15 protein-coding genes are annotated in these 17,859 nt (G+C 76.5%); 10 read left to right on the forward strand and 5 right to left on the reverse strand.

From position 1 onward, the window contains the following. Positions 1 to 199: 199 nt before the first annotated feature. Entirely contained in the window at positions 200 to 910 is a 711-nt protein-coding gene (locus tag HCK00_RS01055) for a hypothetical protein (protein WP_168100006.1), read from the forward strand. A 181-nt stretch (positions 911 to 1,091) separates the two neighbouring features. Here HCK00_RS01055 and HCK00_RS01060 read toward each other — a convergent pair whose 3' ends face one another. Genes HCK00_RS01060 through HCK00_RS01075 form a run of 4 tightly spaced genes read right to left on the reverse strand, consistent with a single transcriptional unit; the run spans position 1,092 to position 4,787 of the window. Then, positions 1,092 to 1,811, reverse strand: coding sequence for an ABC transporter permease subunit (locus HCK00_RS01060; protein ID WP_168099793.1), 720 nt, complete (start codon positions 1,809 to 1,811; stop codon positions 1,092 to 1,094). Between the two features lie 30 nt (positions 1,812 to 1,841). Next, positions 1,842 to 2,759 (reverse strand): ABC transporter ATP-binding protein, encoded by a 918-nt coding sequence (locus HCK00_RS01065; RefSeq protein ID WP_168099794.1) that lies wholly within the window; start codon positions 2,757 to 2,759, stop codon positions 1,842 to 1,844. Then, positions 2,756 to 3,670 carry an ABC transporter permease gene (locus HCK00_RS01070; RefSeq protein ID WP_168099795.1) on the reverse strand — a complete coding sequence of 305 codons (915 nt, stop codon included), beginning with the start codon at positions 3,668 to 3,670 and terminating at the stop codon, positions 2,756 to 2,758. The genes HCK00_RS01065 and HCK00_RS01070 overlap by 4 nt, the downstream gene beginning before the upstream one ends. Continuing rightward, complete coding sequence (locus tag HCK00_RS01075) at positions 3,660 to 4,787, reverse strand: ABC transporter ATP-binding protein (RefSeq protein WP_168100007.1); 1,128 nt, start codon at positions 4,785 to 4,787, stop codon at positions 3,660 to 3,662. The genes HCK00_RS01070 and HCK00_RS01075 overlap by 11 nt, the downstream gene beginning before the upstream one ends. A gap of 234 nt (positions 4,788 to 5,021) precedes the next feature. Between HCK00_RS01075 and HCK00_RS01080 the strand changes: the two genes are divergently transcribed. The 9 genes from HCK00_RS01080 to HCK00_RS01120 all read left to right on the forward strand — a co-directional run bounded on the left by HCK00_RS01080 (position 5,022) and on the right by HCK00_RS01120 (position 13,651). Next, a complete protein-coding gene (locus HCK00_RS01080) occupies positions 5,022 to 5,891 on the forward strand; it encodes a response regulator transcription factor (RefSeq protein WP_168099796.1) in 870 nt (289 codons plus the stop codon). Further along, on the forward strand, positions 5,888 to 7,306 hold the full coding sequence (locus HCK00_RS01085; RefSeq protein WP_168099797.1) for a sensor histidine kinase: 1,419 nt from the start codon (positions 5,888 to 5,890) through the stop codon (positions 7,304 to 7,306). Before HCK00_RS01080 ends, HCK00_RS01085 begins: the two co-directional genes overlap by 4 nt. A 106-nt stretch (positions 7,307 to 7,412) precedes the next feature. After that, positions 7,413 to 7,742 (forward strand): hypothetical protein, encoded by a 330-nt coding sequence (locus HCK00_RS01090; RefSeq protein ID WP_168099798.1) that lies wholly within the window; start codon positions 7,413 to 7,415, stop codon positions 7,740 to 7,742. Beyond that, positions 7,739 to 8,710, forward strand: coding sequence for an FAD:protein FMN transferase (locus HCK00_RS01095; protein WP_168099799.1), 972 nt, complete (start codon positions 7,739 to 7,741; stop codon positions 8,708 to 8,710). The genes HCK00_RS01090 and HCK00_RS01095 overlap by 4 nt, the downstream gene beginning before the upstream one ends. Next, on the forward strand, positions 8,707 to 9,537 hold the full coding sequence (locus tag HCK00_RS01100) for a ferric reductase-like transmembrane domain-containing protein (RefSeq protein WP_206319751.1): 831 nt from the start codon (positions 8,707 to 8,709) through the stop codon (positions 9,535 to 9,537). The genes HCK00_RS01095 and HCK00_RS01100 overlap by 4 nt, the downstream gene beginning before the upstream one ends. Then, a complete protein-coding gene (locus HCK00_RS01105; protein ID WP_168099800.1) occupies positions 9,534 to 10,835 on the forward strand; it encodes an NADH-ubiquinone oxidoreductase-F iron-sulfur binding region domain-containing protein in 1,302 nt (433 codons plus the stop codon). Before HCK00_RS01100 ends, HCK00_RS01105 begins: the two co-directional genes overlap by 4 nt. Before the next feature lie 109 nt (positions 10,836 to 10,944). Beyond that, the gene (locus HCK00_RS01110; protein ID WP_240965141.1) at positions 10,945 to 11,379 is read left to right on the forward strand and encodes a ferredoxin; all 435 of its coding nucleotides are present in this window, start codon (positions 10,945 to 10,947) and stop codon (positions 11,377 to 11,379) included. 183 nt (positions 11,380 to 11,562) lie between these two features. Further along, positions 11,563 to 12,465 carry an LLM class flavin-dependent oxidoreductase gene (locus tag HCK00_RS01115; RefSeq protein WP_168099801.1) on the forward strand — a complete coding sequence of 301 codons (903 nt, stop codon included), beginning with the start codon at positions 11,563 to 11,565 and terminating at the stop codon, positions 12,463 to 12,465. Positions 12,466 to 12,739: 274 nt separating this feature from the next. Beyond that, complete coding sequence (locus tag HCK00_RS01120; protein ID WP_168099802.1) at positions 12,740 to 13,651, forward strand: HAD family hydrolase; 912 nt, start codon at positions 12,740 to 12,742, stop codon at positions 13,649 to 13,651. 365 nt (positions 13,652 to 14,016) lie between these two features. Here the strand turns inward: HCK00_RS01120 and cydD are convergent, their stop codons facing one another. Then, positions 14,017 to 17,736, reverse strand: a complete 3,720-nt coding sequence (gene cydD, locus HCK00_RS01125) for a thiol reductant ABC exporter subunit CydD (protein WP_168099803.1) — start codon at positions 17,734 to 17,736, stop codon at positions 14,017 to 14,019. Positions 17,737 to 17,859: the final 123 nt, after the last annotated feature.

The raw sequence follows: 17,859 nt of genomic DNA on the forward strand, positions 1-17,859 counted from the left end.
GCCGGGGGCTCGTTGCCCACAGTGCGCGAGGGCAACGGGAGTTCGAGGCGTCGAGAGTGCGTGAAGTGGCGGATTGCCGGGCGGCAGAACCGGTCATCGAGTACGTGGACAGGTGAGCAGCCCTCGCTCCTGGCCCCTGGGTACGGGCGTGACCCATTCGTCATGGAAAACGAAGGAGGGCACTCCCATGCCAACTTCCATGCCACCCGAGACCGCCTTGCTGGAGTCGCGCGCCCTGCGCGACAGCCTCGCCCGGCGGACCGGGGTCCTCGACAAGGTGAAGATCCTGACGGTGCTGCCGGACGGGCTGCACGTCACGACGCGGATGGTCGCGGGGTACTTCGAGGTCGGGGAAGAGGTGATCCGCCAGCTGACCTCGCGCCACCGCGCAGAGCTCGGCGAGAATGGCATGATCACGCTTCGCGGCGCTGACCTGCGGCGATTTAAGCGTGACATCCTGTCACTCCATCCCGGGGACGGTTATCCACAGCCCAGGTCCAACCTGAACCTGTACACCCGCCGCACCGTGCTCAACGTCGCGATGCTGTTGCGCGACAGCGGCGTGGCGCGGTCGGTGCGCAGGTACCTGCTCGACGTGGAGGAGGAGTCCCGTCGGCCACGCCGGGGCGCCGGGGACCGGCCGCACGGCCGGTCGCTCGAAGCCCGGACGGCGGCCGTCGAGTCCCATCTGGCCGAGGTGGGGGCGGCGCTGCGGGACCTCGGTCCGGTGCTGCGGCGGACCTCGGACCGGCTCGACCGCATCGACCGGCGGCTGGACCTGATGGACCGGCGGATCGAGTTCCTCGACCGGCGGCTCGACAACACCGACCGGGTCGTCTGCGCCATGAGCGAGCGGCTGGCCGGGGTGGACGGCCGGCTGCGGGAGCTGGGGGAGGGCATGCGGCGCTGAGTCCGGGCCGCCCGGTCCGGTGACGTGAGCCCGGTGGCGTGAGCCCGGTGGCGTGAGTCCGCCGCCGGGGGGCGGCCGGTTCCGGCCGCCCGCCGCACGACACGGCGGAGGCCGGGGCGCTCGTCCTCGCGGACGCGTCCCGGCCTCTCCCGTGGGCCTTCTCCGCTCCCGTCCCCCGGCGCTACTCCTCCGCCGCCAGCTTGAGCACCCGCAGCTTCCGCCCCGCGTACCAGGTGGCGACGGCGGTGACGGCGACCAGCAGCACGACGGCCGGGGTGAGGCCGACCTCCGAGGTCACCAGCCCGCCCCCGGCGATCCGCTCGGCGACGGCCAGCGCCCACTGCTGCACGCTGAGGGTCTGGGCGCCCTCGACGAGGCTGCCGAAGAGCGTCTCCCACACCAGCGCGTAGACGAGCCCGGCGACGACGGCGTGCCGGGTCACCGTGGCGAGCAGCAGGAAGAGGGCGCTGTAGGCCACCGCGGCGACGGCGGCGGCCGCCGCGAAGGCCACGGCGAGCCGCTGGCTGTTGCCGCCCAGGATCAGCCCGGCGATCAGGGTGGGCACCGCCGCGAAGAGGACGGTGACCCCGGTCGCGACGAGCAGTTTGGTGAGGATGACGGTGGGCCGCCGCACCGGTTTGGCCAGCAGGTGGATGATCGAGCCGTCGTCGATCTCCGGCCCGATGGCGCCCGTGCCGGCGATCACCCCGATCAGCGGGACCATGGTGGCCAGGGCGAAGCCGCCGAGCACGTCGGTGGTGATCTGGTCGTCGGCCCCGGCGAGCCGGCGGACCGCCACCGCGATGACCAGCAGCAGCGCGGGGAGCAGAAAGAGGATCAGCGCCCGGCGGCGGCCGAGCAGGCCCCGGTAGGTGAGCCGGGCGACCGTGGAGTTGTACATCGGTTCGGGCTCCTTCAAGCCGCGGGGCCGCTAGGCCGCTACGAGGTAGGAGAAGACGCTCTCCAGGGACTCGTCCGAGGGCGAGACCGTGAAGAGCCGGATGGAGCGCTCGCGCGCGACCCTGGGGAGCAGTTCCGTGAAGCGCGGGAAGTCGACGGCCTGGATGTGCAGCGCCCCGTCGGCCAGGTCGATCTCGACAGCGGCCGTGGACGGGTCGGCTATCAGCGCGGCGGCCAGCGCGCGGTCGTCGCTGGACCGGACGAGATAGCGGTGCGGACGGTCCGTCATCAGCCGGCGGATGCGGCGGAAGTCTCCCGAGGCGGCGTGGCGCCCCGCGACGATCACCTCGATGTGTTCGGCGAGCTGCTCGACCTCCTCCAGGATGTGCGAGGAGAAAAGCACGGTGCGCCCTTCGTCGCCCATCCGCCGCAGCAGCTCCATGAGCTGCATCCGCTGGCGCGGGTCCATGCCGTTGAACGGTTCGTCGAGCAGCAGCAGGGAGGGGTCGTGGACCAGGGCGGAGGCCATCTTCACCCGCTGGCGCATGCCCTTGCTGTAGGTGGAGATCTTGCGCTTTTCCGCGTACTCCATCTCGACGGTGGCGAGCGCCCCGCGGGCCGCCGCGCGGGGGTTCTTCAGACCGTGCAGCTCGGCACTCGCGAGGACGAAGTCGTGGCCCGTCAGGAAGTCGTACATCCCCTCGCGCTCGGGGACGATGCCGAGGTGCCGGTACGCCTGTTCGTTGCGCCAGACCGGGGCGCCGTCGAGGGTGACGGTGCCGGTGGACGGGGCCAGGAAGCCGGCGGCCATGCTGATCAGCGTGGACTTCCCGGCGCCGTTGGGGCCGAGGAGGCCGGTGACGCCGGGGCCGACGGTCATGCTGACGTCGTTGACGGCGACCACGTTGCCGTACCAGCGGGAGGCGTGGTCGAGGGTGAGAGTGGTCACAGTCCGACCTTCCGGTAGCGGGCCGTCAGCAGCGCGTACGAGCCCAGGATCACGCCGAGGAGGACCAGCGCGTAGGCGGTTCCCAGCAGGGCGCCGGACGGCGCCTCCCCGCCGGGGAAGGCCGAGGTCGCGCCGAGGAACAGCGACTTCGCGCCCTCGATGAGGGTGATCGGCGAGAACAGGCCCAGCCAGGGCACGGCGTCGAGGTTGCCCTGGTCCCAGGCGATCACCTGGAGGGTGGACACCGCCCCGTACGGGATCGTCATCACGGCGATGACGGCGGCCACGCCGAAGCCCCGGCGCGGGGTGAGCGCCGCGACGACCAGGCCGATGCCCGCGAAGAGGACGGAGAGCACGGCCACGGAGAGCAACCCCTGGCCGAACCCCTTGGTCTGCTCGGCGAAACCGAGTTCGGCGAGGAGTGCGCCGAGGTAGAGGATCACCAGCGGGGCGGCGGTGAGCACGAAGAGGGCGGAGGCCATCGCCGCGTACTTCGCCAGGACGTAGTCCCCGCGCTCCAGCGGCCGGGAGAAGTAGAGCGGCACGGTACGGAACCGCAGGTCGCGCGAGACCGCCTGCGGGGCCTGGGCCGCGAGGTAGAGCCCGATGACCGCCTGGAGCAAGACCGCGTACTCGGTGTACTCCACCGGCAGGTTCTTCATGTTCGCCGAGACGGCGACGGCCACGATGATGCCCGCGGGCAGGCACATCACCGCGAACAGCAGCATCGGCAGCACCTTGGAGCGGGCGGACCGCCCCAGCCCGTAGGCGCCGCGCAGGCTCTGCGTGTACAGCGAGCGCCGGGCGTAGGCGCGGCCCAGCCGGGGGCCGTCGTAGCGGCGGTAGCCGATGTCGTGGATCCGGGCGGCCTCGGCCGAGGGGTCGGCCGCCGCGATGGTCTCAGGCCGCATCACGGCCACCTCCGTCCGGCCCGCCGGAGGTGGCGCGGGGACGGGACGGGCCCGCCGTCTCCGCGGTCTTCCCGGTTTCCCCGGTCCGCGTCCGGCCGGCCTGCCCCGGCTGCCCGGTCCCGCCGGGCCGCCCGGGTTCCGCCGCCGCGGGGTCCGCCGGGGAGTCCGCTGCGGAGTCCGCCGGGGAACCGGCTGCGGAGTGGAACACCTCCGCGATCCGGTGGCGGCGCTGTTCCATGCGGACCAGGCCGAGCCCCAGTTCCGCGACGGTGTCGCGGACGGTGTCGTAGGTCTCCTCGTCGGCGGCCTCCAGCAGCAGCACCCGGCCGGCGCCCGGGGCGGCTCCCCCGGCGTGCGTGCGGATGCCCGCGCGGTCCAGCGCCGCGACGAGCGCGGCGGTGCCGTCCGGGTGCCGGCCGGTGTCCGTGACCTCGACGGCGAGCGTGGTGGTGGACCGGGTGAAGTCGCTGGTGGCGCTGGAGCGCAGCAGTGTCCCGCCGTCCACCACGACGACGTGGTCGCAGACCCGTTCCAACTCGCCGAGCAGGTGTGAGGTGACCAGGACCGAGATCCCGAAGTCGGTGTGGATCCGGCGGATCAGGGTGAGCATCTCGTCCCGGCCGACCGGGTCCAGGCCGTTCGTCGGCTCGTCCAGCAGGACCAGCCGGGGATCGTGCACCAGCGCCTGGGCGAGTTTCACCCGCTGCTTCATGCCGGTCGAGTAGCCGCCCATCGGGCGGTACCGCTCCTCGTGCAGCCCGACGTGGCGGAGGGTGTCGGCGGTGCGTTCCCGGGCGGCGGTGGGCGGCAGCCCCGAGATCCGGGCCATGTGCACCACGAACTCGGTCGCGGAGACGTCCGGGGGCAGGCAGTCGTGTTCGGGCATGTAGCCGACCTGCTCACGGATGGCGCCGCCGTCGCGCGCCACGTCGAGGCCGAGGACGCGCGCGCTGCCCTCGGTGGCGGGCGAGAGCCCGAGCAGGATCTTCAGGAGGGTCGACTTGCCCGCTCCGTTGGCGCCCACCAGGCCGGTCACCCCCGGTCCGACGGTCAGGGAGAGCCGGTCGAGCGCGGTCACCTTGGGGAACCGCTTGCTGAGGCCTTCGGTCAGGATCACATTCACGGGGTTGACGGTAGGGCCCGGGAGGGGGCCGGTCGTCACCCTGTGCGGCTGTCCCGGGCTCCGTCTGGAGGTGGAGAAGCCCGTAAGGGCTGTCCTCCCCGGCCGCCACGGCGGTCATGGCGGGGGGCCCGGGTCTTTCGTCCCGGAACCCCCGCGCGCCCCGGCGCGAGGCCCGGACCCCGCCCGGCGTGCCACGGTCGTCGCAGGTCACGGCGGTACCCTGGGGGGATGCGGGTACTCGTCGTCGAGGACGACCCCGGGATCGCCGACCTGCTCGTACGGGGGCTGGAGCGCGCCGGGTACGCGGCCGGCAGCGTGTCCGGCGGGCATCAGGCGCTGACCGCGGCGCCGGAGCCGGATGTCGTGCTGCTCGACCTGGGCCTGCCCGACCTCGACGGGGTCGAGGTCTGCCGCCGGCTGCGCCGCCGCTCCGATGTGGTGATCATCGTGATCACGGCCAGGGGCGAGGAGGGCGACCGGGTCGCCGCACTCGACGAGGGCGCCGACGACTACCTCGTCAAGCCGTTCGGGCTCCCGGAACTGCTCGCCAGGATCCGGGCCGTGCTCCGCCGGGCGCGTCCCGTCGGCGCGCCGGAGGAACTGCTGCGCCACGGACCGCTGTCGGTGGACCTGCGCACGCGGAAGGTCGCCGTCGGCGGCCGGGAGGTGCCGCTCACCCCGAAGGAGTTCTCCCTGCTGGAGACGTTGGCCACCGATCCGGGCCGGGTGGTGACCCGGCAGGAGATCCTGGAACGCGCCTGGGACGCGCACTGGTACGGCCCGACCAAGGTGCTGGACGTGCACGTCGCGGCGTTGCGGCGGAAACTCGGCGTCCCCGGCCTGGTCGAGACGGTGTACGGCAGGGGATTCCGCCTCGGCGCGGTGACCGGGGTGACCGGAGAGGCGCCGGGACCGGGGCCGGGGGACACCGCCCCGCACGGGCCGCCGGAGCCGCTCCCGCCGGCGCCGCTCCAGCCGGCGCCGGAGCCGCGGGACGCCGCTCGGCCGGAGCAGCCGGACGCACCGTCGCCGCCCGGAGCCCCGGGCACACCACCGCCGCCCGGAGCCCCGGGCCCTCCGCCCGCCGCAGAGCGATGACGCGGCGGGTCGCCCTGGCCGTGATGGCCCTGGTCGCGGCGGTACTGGCGCTGGCCGTCGTCCCCCTCGGGCTGTCGCTGGCTCAGCGCGAGCGCGCGTCCTTCCGGGACGGCGCCACGGCGGCGGACCGGGCGATCGCGGCCGCCGCGGAGGAGTATCTGTCCGACGGCCGTCCCCCGGCCGCCGTGCGCGGGCTGCTGGAGCGGGCGCGGCGGGACGGGGACTGCGCCGCGGTCTTCGACGGCGCGGCCCGCCGGGAGGCGGCCACCTCGTGCCCGGCGCCGAGCCCCGCGGCGGCCGGGCGGGCCGGCGAGGACTGGGCGGCCCTGGCGCGGCGGGTGATCGCCGAGCCGCGGGTGGTGACGCGGGAACGCGACGGCCGGTTCGTCGTGGCGGCCCCGGTCGGGGACGGTGAGGACACCGCGGGCGTCGCCGTGCTCTCCCGCCCGACGGCACCGGTGGACGAGCGGATCACGGCGATGTGGGAGCGGCTGGCGGTGATCGGGGTGGCCGGTCTCGCGGCGGGCGCGCTGCTGGCCGTGGCGCTCGCCCGCTGGGTCGGCCGGCCGCTGCACGCCGTCGACGCCGCCGCCCGGCGGCTCGGTGAGGGCCGGCTGGCGGCGCGGGCGCCCGGCGGCCGGGGCCCCGTCGAGGTGCGCAGGCTCGCGGCCACCTTCAACACCATGGCCGCGCGGATGGAGGCCCTGATCCACGGCCACCGGGCGGTGGTCGCCGACGTCGCGCACCAGTTGCGCACGCCGCTCACGGCGCTGCGGCTGCGGCTGGACGTGCTCGCGGCGGCCGCGGACGAGACCACCGGGGGCACGTCCCACCCGGAGAGCACGGCGGACGCGGCGGACGCCGGGGACACCGCCGCCGAGCTCGCCGCCGCCCAGGAGGAGATCGCCCGGCTGTCCCGGCTGGTCGACGGGATGCTCGCGGTCGCCCGGGCGGAGAACGCGGTGCCGGTACCGGTGCCGGTGCGCGTGGACCGGGTGGTGGCCGACCGGATCGCGGCCTGGCTCCCGCTGGCCCAGGAGCGCCACGTCACGCTCACAGCGCACTGCGCGGCCGGGCTGACCGCGCGGCTGGCGGCGGGCGATCTGGAACAGGTGCTCGACAATCTGCTGGCCAACGCGGTGGACGCGGTGGGTGAGGGGGCGCGGGTACGGGTCGGGGGCCGGGCCCGCCGCGACCGGGTCGAGCTGACCGTCGCCGACGACGGCCCCGGGATGAGCGAGGCGGCCCGCAGGACCGCCTTCCGCAGGTTCGGGTACCCGGAGGGGTCCGGCACCGGGCTGGGCCTGGCCATCGTGCACCGCCTGATCACGTCCAACGGGGGCACGGCGCGGCTGGCGGAGACCCCGGGCGGCGGTCTGACCGTCGTCCTCGACCTGCCCGCCGGCGAGTCTTAACCAGATCTGAGGAACTCCTGAACGGGTTTCTGAACCACCGCGCGGCAGGCTGGGCGACGGAGCACCGAAATCACGGAAAGGCCCGCCCCGTCGCGAGGAGTCCGCCATGTCCGATTCCGATCACCAGCCCCGCCCGGCCGTCGAGGCCGCGGTGCACCGCCGTGCGCGGGGACGGCGCCGCGTGCGGGGCGCCACCGGCTGGGCGGTGGCCGCCGCGGCCGCCGGCACCGCCGCGCTCGGCGTGGGGTACGCGCACGCGATCCCCGGCACCTCCCCGTCCTCCGGTGGCACGCCGGACCAGAACACCACGCCGGGTCCGGCCGGGCCCCGGACCCCCGGCGGGACATCGGAACCGTCGGCTCCGGGCACGTCGGCCCCGGCGACCCCGCCCGGGACGACCTCCCAGGCGCCCCACACTCAGTCGGGCGCGTCATGACCGCCACCCACCGGCCGGCCGCGGAGCCGGCCCGCGTCTCCTTCCGCGCGCTGGGCACCACGGCGGTCCTGCTCACAACCGGCCCGGCCGGCGCGGGGGTGTCGCTGCCGGCGCTGCGGGCGCTGCGGGCCGAGCTGGCCGCCGTGGACGCCGCGTGCAGCCGGTTCCGCCCCGACTCCGAACTCAGCCGGGTCAACGCCACCGCCGGCAGCGGCCGGCCCGTGCCGGTGGGACCCCTGCTGGCCGAGGCCGTGACCGTCGCGCTGCGCGCCGCCGAGGACACCGGCGGCGCCGTCGACCCGACCGTGGGCCCCGCCGTCTCCGCGCTCGGCTACGACCGGACGTTCGACGAGGTGCCACCGGGGACACCGGAGCCCTCGCCGCGGCCGCGGCCGGCCGTCGGCCGGCGCGCGGTCGGCTGGGATCCCGGGCTGCGGCTGCTGCGGCTGCCCGCCGGCGGCGCGCTGGACCTGGGTGCCACGGCCAAGGCCCTGGCCGCGGACCGGGCCGCCCGGCGGGCCGCCGACGCGGCCGGCTGCGGGGTGCTGGTCAATCTCGGCGGTGATCTGTCGGTGGCCGGACCACCCCCGGCGGGCGGCTGGCGGATAGCCCTGGCCGACGACCACGCCGGCCCGCGCCCGGCGGCGGGCCCCGTCGTCACCGTCGGGGCCGGCGGCCTCGCCACCTCGGGGACGACCGTCCGCTCCTGGCGGCGCGGTGGAAGGCTCCGGCACCACCTCGTCGACCCGGCCACCGGCACCTCCGCCCCCGTCGTGTGGCGGACCGCGAGCGTGGCCGCAGCCTCGTGCGTGGCCGCCAACACGGCCGCGACCGCCGCCGTCGTCCTGGGCGAGCGGGCCCCGGAGTGGCTGCGGGACGCCGGGCTGCCGGCCCGCCTGGTCCACGCCGACGGACACGTACTCCACCTGGGCGGATGGCCCGACGACCCGACGGGAGGCCCCCGATGACCGGCTCCACCACGACCGCCCTGGCGGCCCTCGCGGCCGGCCCGAGCCCGCTCTGGTACGCCACCCGGGCGTCGGGCACCGTCTCGCTGGTGCTGTTCACCGCGGTGACCGCGCTCGGCGCCGCCGCCGGCGGGCGGTACGCGCCCCGGCGGATCGCCCGGTTCGAGGTCTCCGCGCTCCACCGCAACCTGTCGCTGATCTCCCTGGCCTTCCTCGGCCTGCACCTCCTCACCACCGTGGCCGACACGTACACGGACATCGGCCTGACGGCCACCGTCGTGCCGTTCGTCTCCTCCTACCGGCCGCTGTGGGTGGGGCTCGGGGCCGTGGCCCTCGATCTGCTGCTCGCGGTCGCGGTCAGCAGCGCCCTCCGGCACCGTCTGGGGCACCGCCGGTGGAAGGCGGTGCACTGGCTCGCCTACGCGGCATGGCCGGTGGCCCTGCTCCACGGGATCGGCACGGGCACGGACACCCGCCTGGGCCCCCAGCAACTGCTGTACGCGGGCTGTCTGCTGACGGTGCTCGCCGCCGCGGGGTGGCGGCTCGGCCGCGCGGGACGGCTCCCGGGCGCGGCACGGCGCACCCGGAGGCAGGCGGTCGCCGCCCCGGCGCCGGTGCCGGTGGCCCCCACCGCCCCCGCCTCCCCCGTGCCGCTCCGGACCGGGCCGGCGACTCCGCACCATCCCGGACGCCCGTGGCCGGAGATTCCGGAGAGCCCCGGAGGGCCCGGAGGACCCGGAGCACCGGAGAGAACCGGAGGAACACGAGAAGCACGTCGGGACATCAGAGAAATCGGAGAAATCAGAGAAAGGGGTGAGGCCGCGTGACCCCCGGCCCCGTCACCACATCCACCCTGCGGCGCCCGCGGCCCCCCGCCGGCCCGGACGGCACCCGTCTGCTCCTCGGCTGGTACGAGACGGGCGGGCCCGCCGGTCTCGCCGAGCACCTGGACCGCTACGGCCCCGCCCCGTCGGCCGCCGCCCCGGAGACGCTGATCGACGCGGTGCTGCGGGCCGGGCTCACCGGCCGGGGCGGCGGCGGCTTCCCCACCGGGCGCAAGCTGGCCGCGGTCGCGGAGCGGCGCGGCCCCGCCGTCGTGGTCGCCAACGGGATGGAGAGCGAACCGGCCGGCCGGAAGGACGCCACCCTGCTCCATCTCGCCCCGCATCTCGTGCTGGACGGAGCCGTGCTCGCGGCGGTCGCGACCGGCGCGGCCACGGTGCACCTCTGCCTGGCCCGTACCCGGGGAGAGCAGGTGCGCCGGCTGGTCCGGGCGGTCGGGGAGCGGCGGCGCGCGGGAGTGGACCCCGTCCCGGTGGAGGTGCACACCCTGCCGCACCACTTCGTCTCCAGTGAGGAGACCGCGCTGGTGAACTGGCTCAACGGCGGTGCCGCCCGGCCGCGGGCCACCCCGCCCCGGCCGTTCGAGAAGGGGGTCGCCCGGCGCCCCACCCTGGTCGACAACGTGGAGACCCTCGCCCATCTCGCCCTGATCGCCCGCTACGGCCCCGAGTGGTTCCGCGAGCAGGGCGGCCCCGAGGCCCCGGGCACCGCCCTGACGGCCCTCACCGGCTCCGTGCGCCGCCCGGGGGTGTACGAGCTGCCGGCGGACAGCTCCGTCTCCACCGCGCTCGACGCGGCGGGCGGACCCGCCGGGCGGCTCGGCGCCGTGCTGGTGGGCGGCTTCTTCGGCAGCTGGCTGCCCGCACCCCCGCACGGCGCGGACCCGGGGCGGCTCGCGGGCGTGGTGGCGGCACTGCCCGAGGAGGCGTGCGGACTCGCCGAGACGGCCGCGGTGCTGGCCTACCTGGGCGCCCAGAGCGCCCGGCAGTGCGGTCCCTGCCGCTTCGGGCTCCCGTCCGTGGCCGAGGACTTCGCCGAGCTGGCCTGGGGACGGGCCGGGGCGCCGGTGCTGGAACGCCTGAACCACCGGCTCGGCCTCCTCCCCGGCCGGGGCGCCTGCCGCCACCCCGACGGGGCCGCGCGGCTGGCCGTCTCGGCGCTGCGGGTCTTCGGTGACCACGTGGCGCGCCATCTGAGCCACGGTCCGTGTGCCTTCGCGCACGCGCCCCTCACCCTGCCGGTGCCCGCCGCCCGGCCACCGGCCGAGGACGCGTGGCGGTGAGCGCGCCGCGCGGTGCCGGCGGCCCGCGCGGCCGGGGAACGGCGACCGGCGGACGGGGCCGGGCCGAGAGAACGGCGGAGCAGGGAACGAAGACGAAGGGATGACGCAGATGACCCAGATGACCCGGATGACCCAGATGACGGAGCCCGCGGAGACGGCGCAGACGGCGGAGGCCTCAGGCATGGCGGAGAAGCCACGGCGCGCGGGAACGCCCGGGACGGCGGGAACGGCGGGGACGCCCCGGCCGGGGGCGCCCCGGCCCGGCGGGCGGCTCTCCGTCGACTTCGCGGCGTGCGACGGCCACGGCCTCTGCGCCGAACTGCTGCCGGAGCTGATCACGCTCGACGAATGGGGTTACCCGGTGCTCCGTGCCACGGCCGTCCCGTCCGAGCTGGCCGGGGACGCCCGCCGGGCCGTGGCCGCCTGCCCGGTGATGGCCCTGCGGTTCACCCGGCCACCGGCGCGGCACCGGCATCGCGCGGCGGGGCGCTCCCCGGCCGGGGGGACGCGGGCCGAGCGGGGAACGCAGTCCGGGGCCCGGTGACCCCGCGCACGCCGCCGCGGCCCCGCACCGGGCCGGGGTGACCGCGGGGTGGCACGGCACGGATCGGGGGCGAACGTCCCCGGTGGAGGCCGGCGCGGCCGCGCCCAGGACGACCACCGCTGCTCCCGGGCCGTACCACCGGACCTTCCGGGGTGTTCGGACCGCACCGTAGGCTTCCGGACCATGACCCCGCGACTGAGCACCGTGATCCTCCCCGTCGACCGCTGGCACGAGGGCGGCCGGGCGAAGTGGCGGCGGGCCGAGGAGCTCGGCTTCCACGCCGCGTACACCTACGACCACCTCTCCTGGCGGTCCTTCCGGGACGGTCCCTGGTTCGGCGCCCTGCCCACGCTCACCGCCGCCGCCACCGCCACGGAGCGCCTGCGGCTGGGCACCCTGGTGACCTCGCCCAACTTCCGGCATCCGGTGACGCTCGCCAAGGAACTGATCTCCCTGGACGATGTCTCCGGTGGCCGGATCACGCTCGGTATCGGCGCCGGCGGCAACGGTTTCGACGCCACCGCCCTGGGCCAGGAGCCGTGGCCGCCGCGGGAGCGCGCGAGCCGCTTCGCCGAGTTCGTGGCACTGCTCGACCGGCTGCTCAGCGAGGACGCCCTCTCGCAGCGTGGCGCGTACTACTCGGCGGAGGAGGCCCGGAACATCCCGGGCTGCGTCCAGCGGCCCCGGCTGCCGTTCGCCGTGGCCGCGACGGGCCCGCGCGGTCTGCGGCTGGCCGCGCGGTTCGGGCAGGCGTGGGTGACCACGGGGGATCCGAAGCTGTTCGCCGAGGGCACCCCGCAGCAGTCGGTGGAGGCACTGCGCGGCCAGCTCGGGCGGCTGGGCGCGGCGTGCGAGGAGGCCGGGCGGGACCCGGCCGGGCTGGACAAGATCCTGCTCACCGGTTTCACCCCGGAGGGGGCCGGGCCGCTGCAATCCGTGGACGCCTTCGTGGACTTCGCCGGGCGCCACCAGGAGCTGGGCTTCACCGAACTGGTGCTCCACTGGCCGATCCCGGACTCCGACTTCGCGGCCGACCAGAACGTCTTCGAGAAGATCGCCACCGAGGCCATGAGCCGGCTCGGCTGAGCGCCGCCCGCCCCCGGGGTGGCGAGGGCGGGGCGGGCCGACGCCGGGCCGGCCGGGAGGCGAAGGGGCAGGACGGCCCGCCGTGCGCGCGCCGGCGGGGCGGACCCACCGCCGCGCACGACACCGCCGCCCGCCCCGGCACCGGCCGGGACCGGCCCGCCCGGCCTCGGCCGCCGCGTGCGTACGCCGCCGTCGCCGCTCCCGCGTCCCCGCCCCTCGACGTGGGGCGGAACACCGCTCCCCTGTGCGCCCGATCGCACTTCTGTACGCGCATATGCGGGAAGATGGAGGAGTGACCTCAGCTACCGAGCGGCCCGAACCGCACCAGCGGCCCCGGACGGCGGCCGGTGAACCGGCCCCCGTCGCCGGGCCCGTGCGGCTGATCGCCACCGATCTCGACGGCACCCTGCTGCGGGACGACAAGTCGGTCTCCGACCGCACCGTCGCCGCCCTGGCGGCCGCCGAGCGAGCCGGTATCGACGTCTTCTTCGTCACCGGCAGGCCCGCCCGCTGGATGGACGTCGTCAGCGCCCATGTCCACGGTCACGGGCTGGCCATCTGCGCCAACGGCGCGGCCGTGGTGGATCTGCACCGCGGCGGCCGGGTCGTCGACCTCCGTCCGCTGCACCGCCTCTCCGCGATGGACGTCGTCGGGGCGCTGCGCGTGGCGGCCCCCGGCACCTCCTTCGCCGTCGAGCTCACCTCCGGACTCCACCACGAGCCGGAGTACCCGCCGTTCCCCCTGGACACCGGCGCCCGGGTCAAGGCGGCCGAACTGCTGCTCGCCGAGGACGCCTGGGACGCGGAGCACCACCTCCTCAAGCTCCTGGCCCACCACCCCGTGATATCCCCGGACGAGTATCTGGCGCTGGCCCGGGAAACGGCCGGCGCGCACGCCTCCTTCACCCGCTCCAGCCCGACCGCGCTGCTGGAGATCAGCGGGCTGGGGGTCAGCAAGGCGTCCACCCTGGCCCGGTGCTGCGCCGAGCGCGGCATCTCCCCGGAGGAGGTCGTCGCCTTCGGGGACATGCCCAACGACCTGGAGATGCTGAGCTGGGCCGGGAACTCCTACGCGATGGCCAATGCCCACCCGGAGGTGCTGGCCGCCACCTCGGCCCGTACAACGGGCAACAACGAGGACGGCGTCGCCGCGGTCATCGAGGCCATCCTGGAGCGGCAGACCTGACATGCCGCCGGCGTGAACGCGCGGGCTCCCCGTACGAACGAACAGGCCGAAGCACAGGGATGGAGCAGGGGACGCCGTCCCGTCCTTCCGGCTTCCGGCCGGCTTCCCGCGGCCACGCTCCGTGCGGCCGGGTGCCCGTCCCGTCGGCGCGCCGCACGGGCGCGCGTCCGAAGCTCCACCCGTCCGGCGGCGACCCCCCGCCGGCCGGCAGCCCGTCCGCCCGTCCCGGCCAATCGGCCCCGCCGGCCACACCGGACGGGGCGGCCGGACGGGCTGCCGGCCGGCGGAGCGGCGCACCGCCCAGGGCCGTCACCGCAGGTCACCATGGTCTCGGGCACCGGCCGGCGGGTCAGGGCGGCCTCAGGTCACCGCCGCGTCCCGGCCACCGGGAGGACCGGCCGGGGCCCATCGGCCCCGCCCGGGGAGGCCCCGCCCGGACCGTCCTCGCCCGGGGCGCCCTCCACCGCGCGCTCCCGCTCCAGCATCCGCCGGAACGGCCCGTCGGCGGAGGCCAGTTCGGCGGGGGCGCCGCGTTGCACGGCCCGGCCCCGGTCCAGCACCACCACCTCGTCGACCTCCGCCAGACCCGCCAGCCGGTGGGTGATCAGCACCGTCGCCCGCCCCTGGGTGGCGGCGAGCAGGTCGGCCGTCAGGGCGTCCGCCGTCGCCAGGTCGAGATGCTCGGCGGGCTCGTCGAGGACGAGGACGGGGACGTCGGCGAGGAGCGCGCGGGCCAGCGCGAGGCGCCGGCGCTGACCGCCCGACATCCGGGCGCCGTGCTCACCCACCGGCGTGTCCAGCCCGTCGGGCAGCCCGTCCACCCAGTCCAGCAGCCGGGCCCGGGCCAGCGCGGCGCGGAGCGCGGCCTCGCCGGCCGGCGGGCGTGCCAGCCGCAGGTTCTCCCGCAGGGAGCTGTCGAAGATATGCGCGTCCTGGGCGCAGAGCCCGACCAGCCGGCGCACGGCGTCGCCGTCGAGCGTCGTGGCGTCGGCACCGGCCAGGGTGTAGCGGCCGGACTCCGGGTCCAGGAAGCGCAGCAGCACCTGGGCCAGCGTGGTCTTGCCCGAGCCCGAGGGCCCGACGACGGCGATCCGTCGCCCGGGGGCGAGGTCCAGGTCCAGCCCGTCGAGCGCGGGCCGCGGCTGCCCGGGATGGCGGGCGGTGATCCCGCGCAGCTCCAGCGGGAACGGTGAGGCCGGCGCGGGCGCCGGGCGCGCGGGTTCCCGCACCGGTTCCGGCGCGGACAGCACCTCCTCGACGCGGGCCGCGGCGCGGTGGGCCCGCTGCCGGTGGCGCACCGCGAGCGGCAGGTCGGCCACGGCCTCGAACGCCGCGAGCGGCAGCAGGACGACCACGGCCAGCGCGACCCCGGCGAGGCGCCCCTCGTGCACGGCCTGGATCCCGGCCCAGGACAGGGCGGTCACGGTGAGCCCGCACACCAGGGCGGTGAGCCCCGCCCCGGCCCCGGCGGCGGCGGCCGAGCGGCGGGCGAGCGCGGTCAGCCCGGCGTCCGCCCGCAGGGCCCCGGCCGTGCGGGCCTCCAGCTGCCCCGCGACCGTCAGTTCGGCGGTGCCCGCCAGGAGGTCCACCACCCGGGTGGCCAGGTCCCCGCGGGCCGGGGCGAGCCGGCGTTCGGCCCGCCGGGAGAGCGCCCCGGAGAGCAGCGGGACCCCGGCGCCCGCGGCGAGCAGCCCCAGCGCCAGCAGGGCGCCGGCCTCGGGCAGCAGCCAGGCGGTGAACCCGGCGGAACCGGCGGACACCAGCAGGGCCACCCCGACGGGGAGCCACAGCCTCAGCACGTAGTCCTGAAGCGAGTCCACGTCAGCGACCAGCCGGGACAGCAGATCCCCGCGGCGGGTGGCGCGCAGCCCGGCGGGCGCGAGCCGCGCGAGCCGCCGGAAGACGTCCACCCGGAGATCGGCGAGCATCCGGAAGACCGCGTCATGCGCGACCAGCCGCTCGGCGTACCGGAACACGGCGCGGCCGATGCCGAAGGCCCGGGTGGCCGTCACCGCGACCAGCAGATGCAGCACCGGCGGCTGCTCGGAGGCGCGGGAGATCAGCCAGCCGGAGACCCCCATCAGCCCCACCGCGCTGCCCAGCGCCAGGCTGCCCAGCGCCAGCGCCAGGGCGAACCGGCCCCGCCGGGCCCGCAGCAGCGCCCGCACCCGGCGCAGCGGGTCGGCCCGGCGGCCCCGCCGTCCACACCGCCCGCGCCACCGCCCGCTCCCGCCTGCCGCGGCCGGTGCGGCGGGGCCGGTGGAGAGGTTCACGGCACGGTCCGCCGGAACGTCCGCACGGGCCGCCGCGAGCTCCGGGGTGGCCGCGTCCGCGCCCCCGTCCGGGCCGTCCGCGCCGATGGCCCGGGCCGCGGGGGCGTGGACCACCCCGCCGGCCCCCTCTCCCGGGAGTGCCGCCGCGGGCCCGGCCGGGGTGCCCGGCGCCGCCGGGGCGAGGGCCACGACCCGGTCCGCCACCGCCGCCGACGCGGGCCGGTGCACGGCCATCAGCACGGTGCGTCCCTCGGCCAGCCGTGCCACGGCCGCCGCGACCGCGGCCTCGCTCTCCCCGTCCAGGTGGGCCGTCGGCTCGTCCAGCAGCAGCACGGGACGGTCGGCGAGGAAGGCCCGGGCCAGCGCGACCCGCTGCCGCTGCCCCGCGGACAGCCCGGCACCGCCCTCCCCGAGCACGGTGGCGGCCCCGTCGGGCAGTGCGGAGACGAACTCCAGCGCTCCCGCGTCCCGCAGCGCCTCCCGCACCGCGCCGTCACCGGCGTCCGGCCGTGCCAGCCGGACGTTGTCGGCGATGGAACCGGCGAAGAGGTGGGGGTGCTGGGGCAGCCAGGCGATCTGCCGCCGCCAGTCCGCGGGATCGGCGTCGGCCAGATCCGTACCGCCGAGGAGCAACCGCCCCTCCGCCGGTTCGGCGAACCCCAGCAGCGCGTGGAGCAGCGTCGTCTTCCCCGACCCGCTGGGGCCGGTCAGGGCGACCGTCTCACCCGGGCGGACGGTCAGCGAGGTCCGGGGGAGCGAGGGCCCCGGGCGGCCCGGGTGGCGTACGACGAGACCCTCCACCCGCAGCGCGGAGTTCCGCGCTGCGGGTACGGGCGCACCGCCGCCACGCCCGGGAAGCGGGGTCTCCAGGACCGCGAACACCCGGTCCGCGGCGGCCAGTCCCTCGGCGGCGGCGTGGAACCGCGCCCCCACCTGGCGGAGGGGCAGATACGCCTCGGGGGCGAGGATCAGCACCACCAGCCCGGTCCGCAGGTCGAGGTCGCCGTGGACCAGCCGCATCCCGATCCCCACGGCGACCAGCGCTACCGACAGGGTGGCCAGCAGTTCCAGGGCGAAGGAGGAGAGAAAGGCGATCCGCAGGGTCCGCAGGGTCGCGCGCCGGTAGTCCGCCGTGATGGCGCGTATCGAGCGGGCCTGCGCCGCGGCCCGGCCGAACACCTTCAGGGTGGGAAGGCCGGCGACCACGTCGAGGAAGTGTCCCGACAGCCGGGAGAGCAGCAGCCACTGCCGCTCCGTCCGCGCCTGCGTGGCCCAGCCGATCAGCACCATGAAGAGCGGGATCAGCGGCAGCGTCAGCACGATGACCACCGCGGAGACCCAGTCCTCGGTGACGATCCGGGCCAGCACCACGGCGGGCACCACCACCGCCAGCGCCAGCTGCGGCAGATACCGGGCGAAGTAGTCGTCGAGCGCGTCGATGCCCCGGGTGGCGAGCGTGGTCAGCTCCCCGGTGCGCTGGGTGGAGAGCCAGCCCGGGCCGAGCCGGGTGGCATGGCCGAGCAGCCGCGCCCGCAGCTCGGACTTGACGGTGGCACCGGTCCGGTGCGCCGTCAGCTCCGTCAGCCAGGAGACGAGGCCCCGGCCGGCGGACACGGCCACGAGCAGCAGCAGGGGGGTACGCAGCCCGCCGGCGTCCAGGCCGCGCTGGAAGGCGCCGGTGATGATGTCGGCGAGCAGCACCGCCTGGGCGACCACCAGACCGGCCCCCGCCAGCCCGAGCGCGGCGGAGACCAGCAGGAAGAACCGGGTCGCCCGGGCGTACCGGAGGAGCCGGGGATCGACAGGTTTCACGTGAAACACTCCCTCGGTGCCGACGCCCCCGCGGGCCGCTCCGCCCGCCTGTCCCCAGCCGGCTGCACCACCGCTCCTGCCCGTACCGCGATTCCCGCTCGTAGCGCCGTCCCGGCCGTTCCG

Origin of the sequence: Streptomyces zingiberis (assembly GCF_012034935.1) — a bacterium.
Taxonomy (GTDB): Bacteria; Actinomycetota; Actinomycetes; order Streptomycetales; family Streptomycetaceae; genus Streptomyces; species Streptomyces zingiberis.

Bases quoted from the DNA above. Each gene is read 5' to 3' on its own strand.
- HCK00_RS01055 (WP_168100006.1), top strand. From the start codon at position 200: ATGCCACCCGAGACCGCCTTGCTGGAGTCGCGCGCCCTGCGCGACAGC.
- HCK00_RS01060 (WP_168099793.1), bottom strand. From the start codon at position 1,811: ATGTACAACTCCACGGTCGCCCGGCTCACCTACCGGGGCCTGCTCGGC.
- HCK00_RS01070 (WP_168099795.1), bottom strand. From the start codon at position 3,670: ATGCGGCCTGAGACCATCGCGGCGGCCGACCCCTCGGCCGAGGCCGCC.
- HCK00_RS01080 (WP_168099796.1), top strand. From the start codon at position 5,022: ATGCGGGTACTCGTCGTCGAGGACGACCCCGGGATCGCCGACCTGCTC.
- HCK00_RS01085 (WP_168099797.1), top strand. From the start codon at position 5,888: ATGACGCGGCGGGTCGCCCTGGCCGTGATGGCCCTGGTCGCGGCGGTA.
- HCK00_RS01090 (WP_168099798.1), top strand. From the start codon at position 7,413: ATGTCCGATTCCGATCACCAGCCCCGCCCGGCCGTCGAGGCCGCGGTG.
- HCK00_RS01095 (WP_168099799.1), top strand. From the start codon at position 7,739: ATGACCGCCACCCACCGGCCGGCCGCGGAGCCGGCCCGCGTCTCCTTC.
- HCK00_RS01100 (WP_206319751.1), top strand. From the start codon at position 8,707: ATGACCGGCTCCACCACGACCGCCCTGGCGGCCCTCGCGGCCGGCCCG.
- HCK00_RS01110 (WP_240965141.1), top strand. From the start codon at position 10,945: ATGACCCAGATGACCCGGATGACCCAGATGACGGAGCCCGCGGAGACG.
- HCK00_RS01115 (WP_168099801.1), top strand. From the start codon at position 11,563: ATGACCCCGCGACTGAGCACCGTGATCCTCCCCGTCGACCGCTGGCAC.
- HCK00_RS01120 (WP_168099802.1), top strand. From the start codon at position 12,740: ATGCGGGAAGATGGAGGAGTGACCTCAGCTACCGAGCGGCCCGAACCG.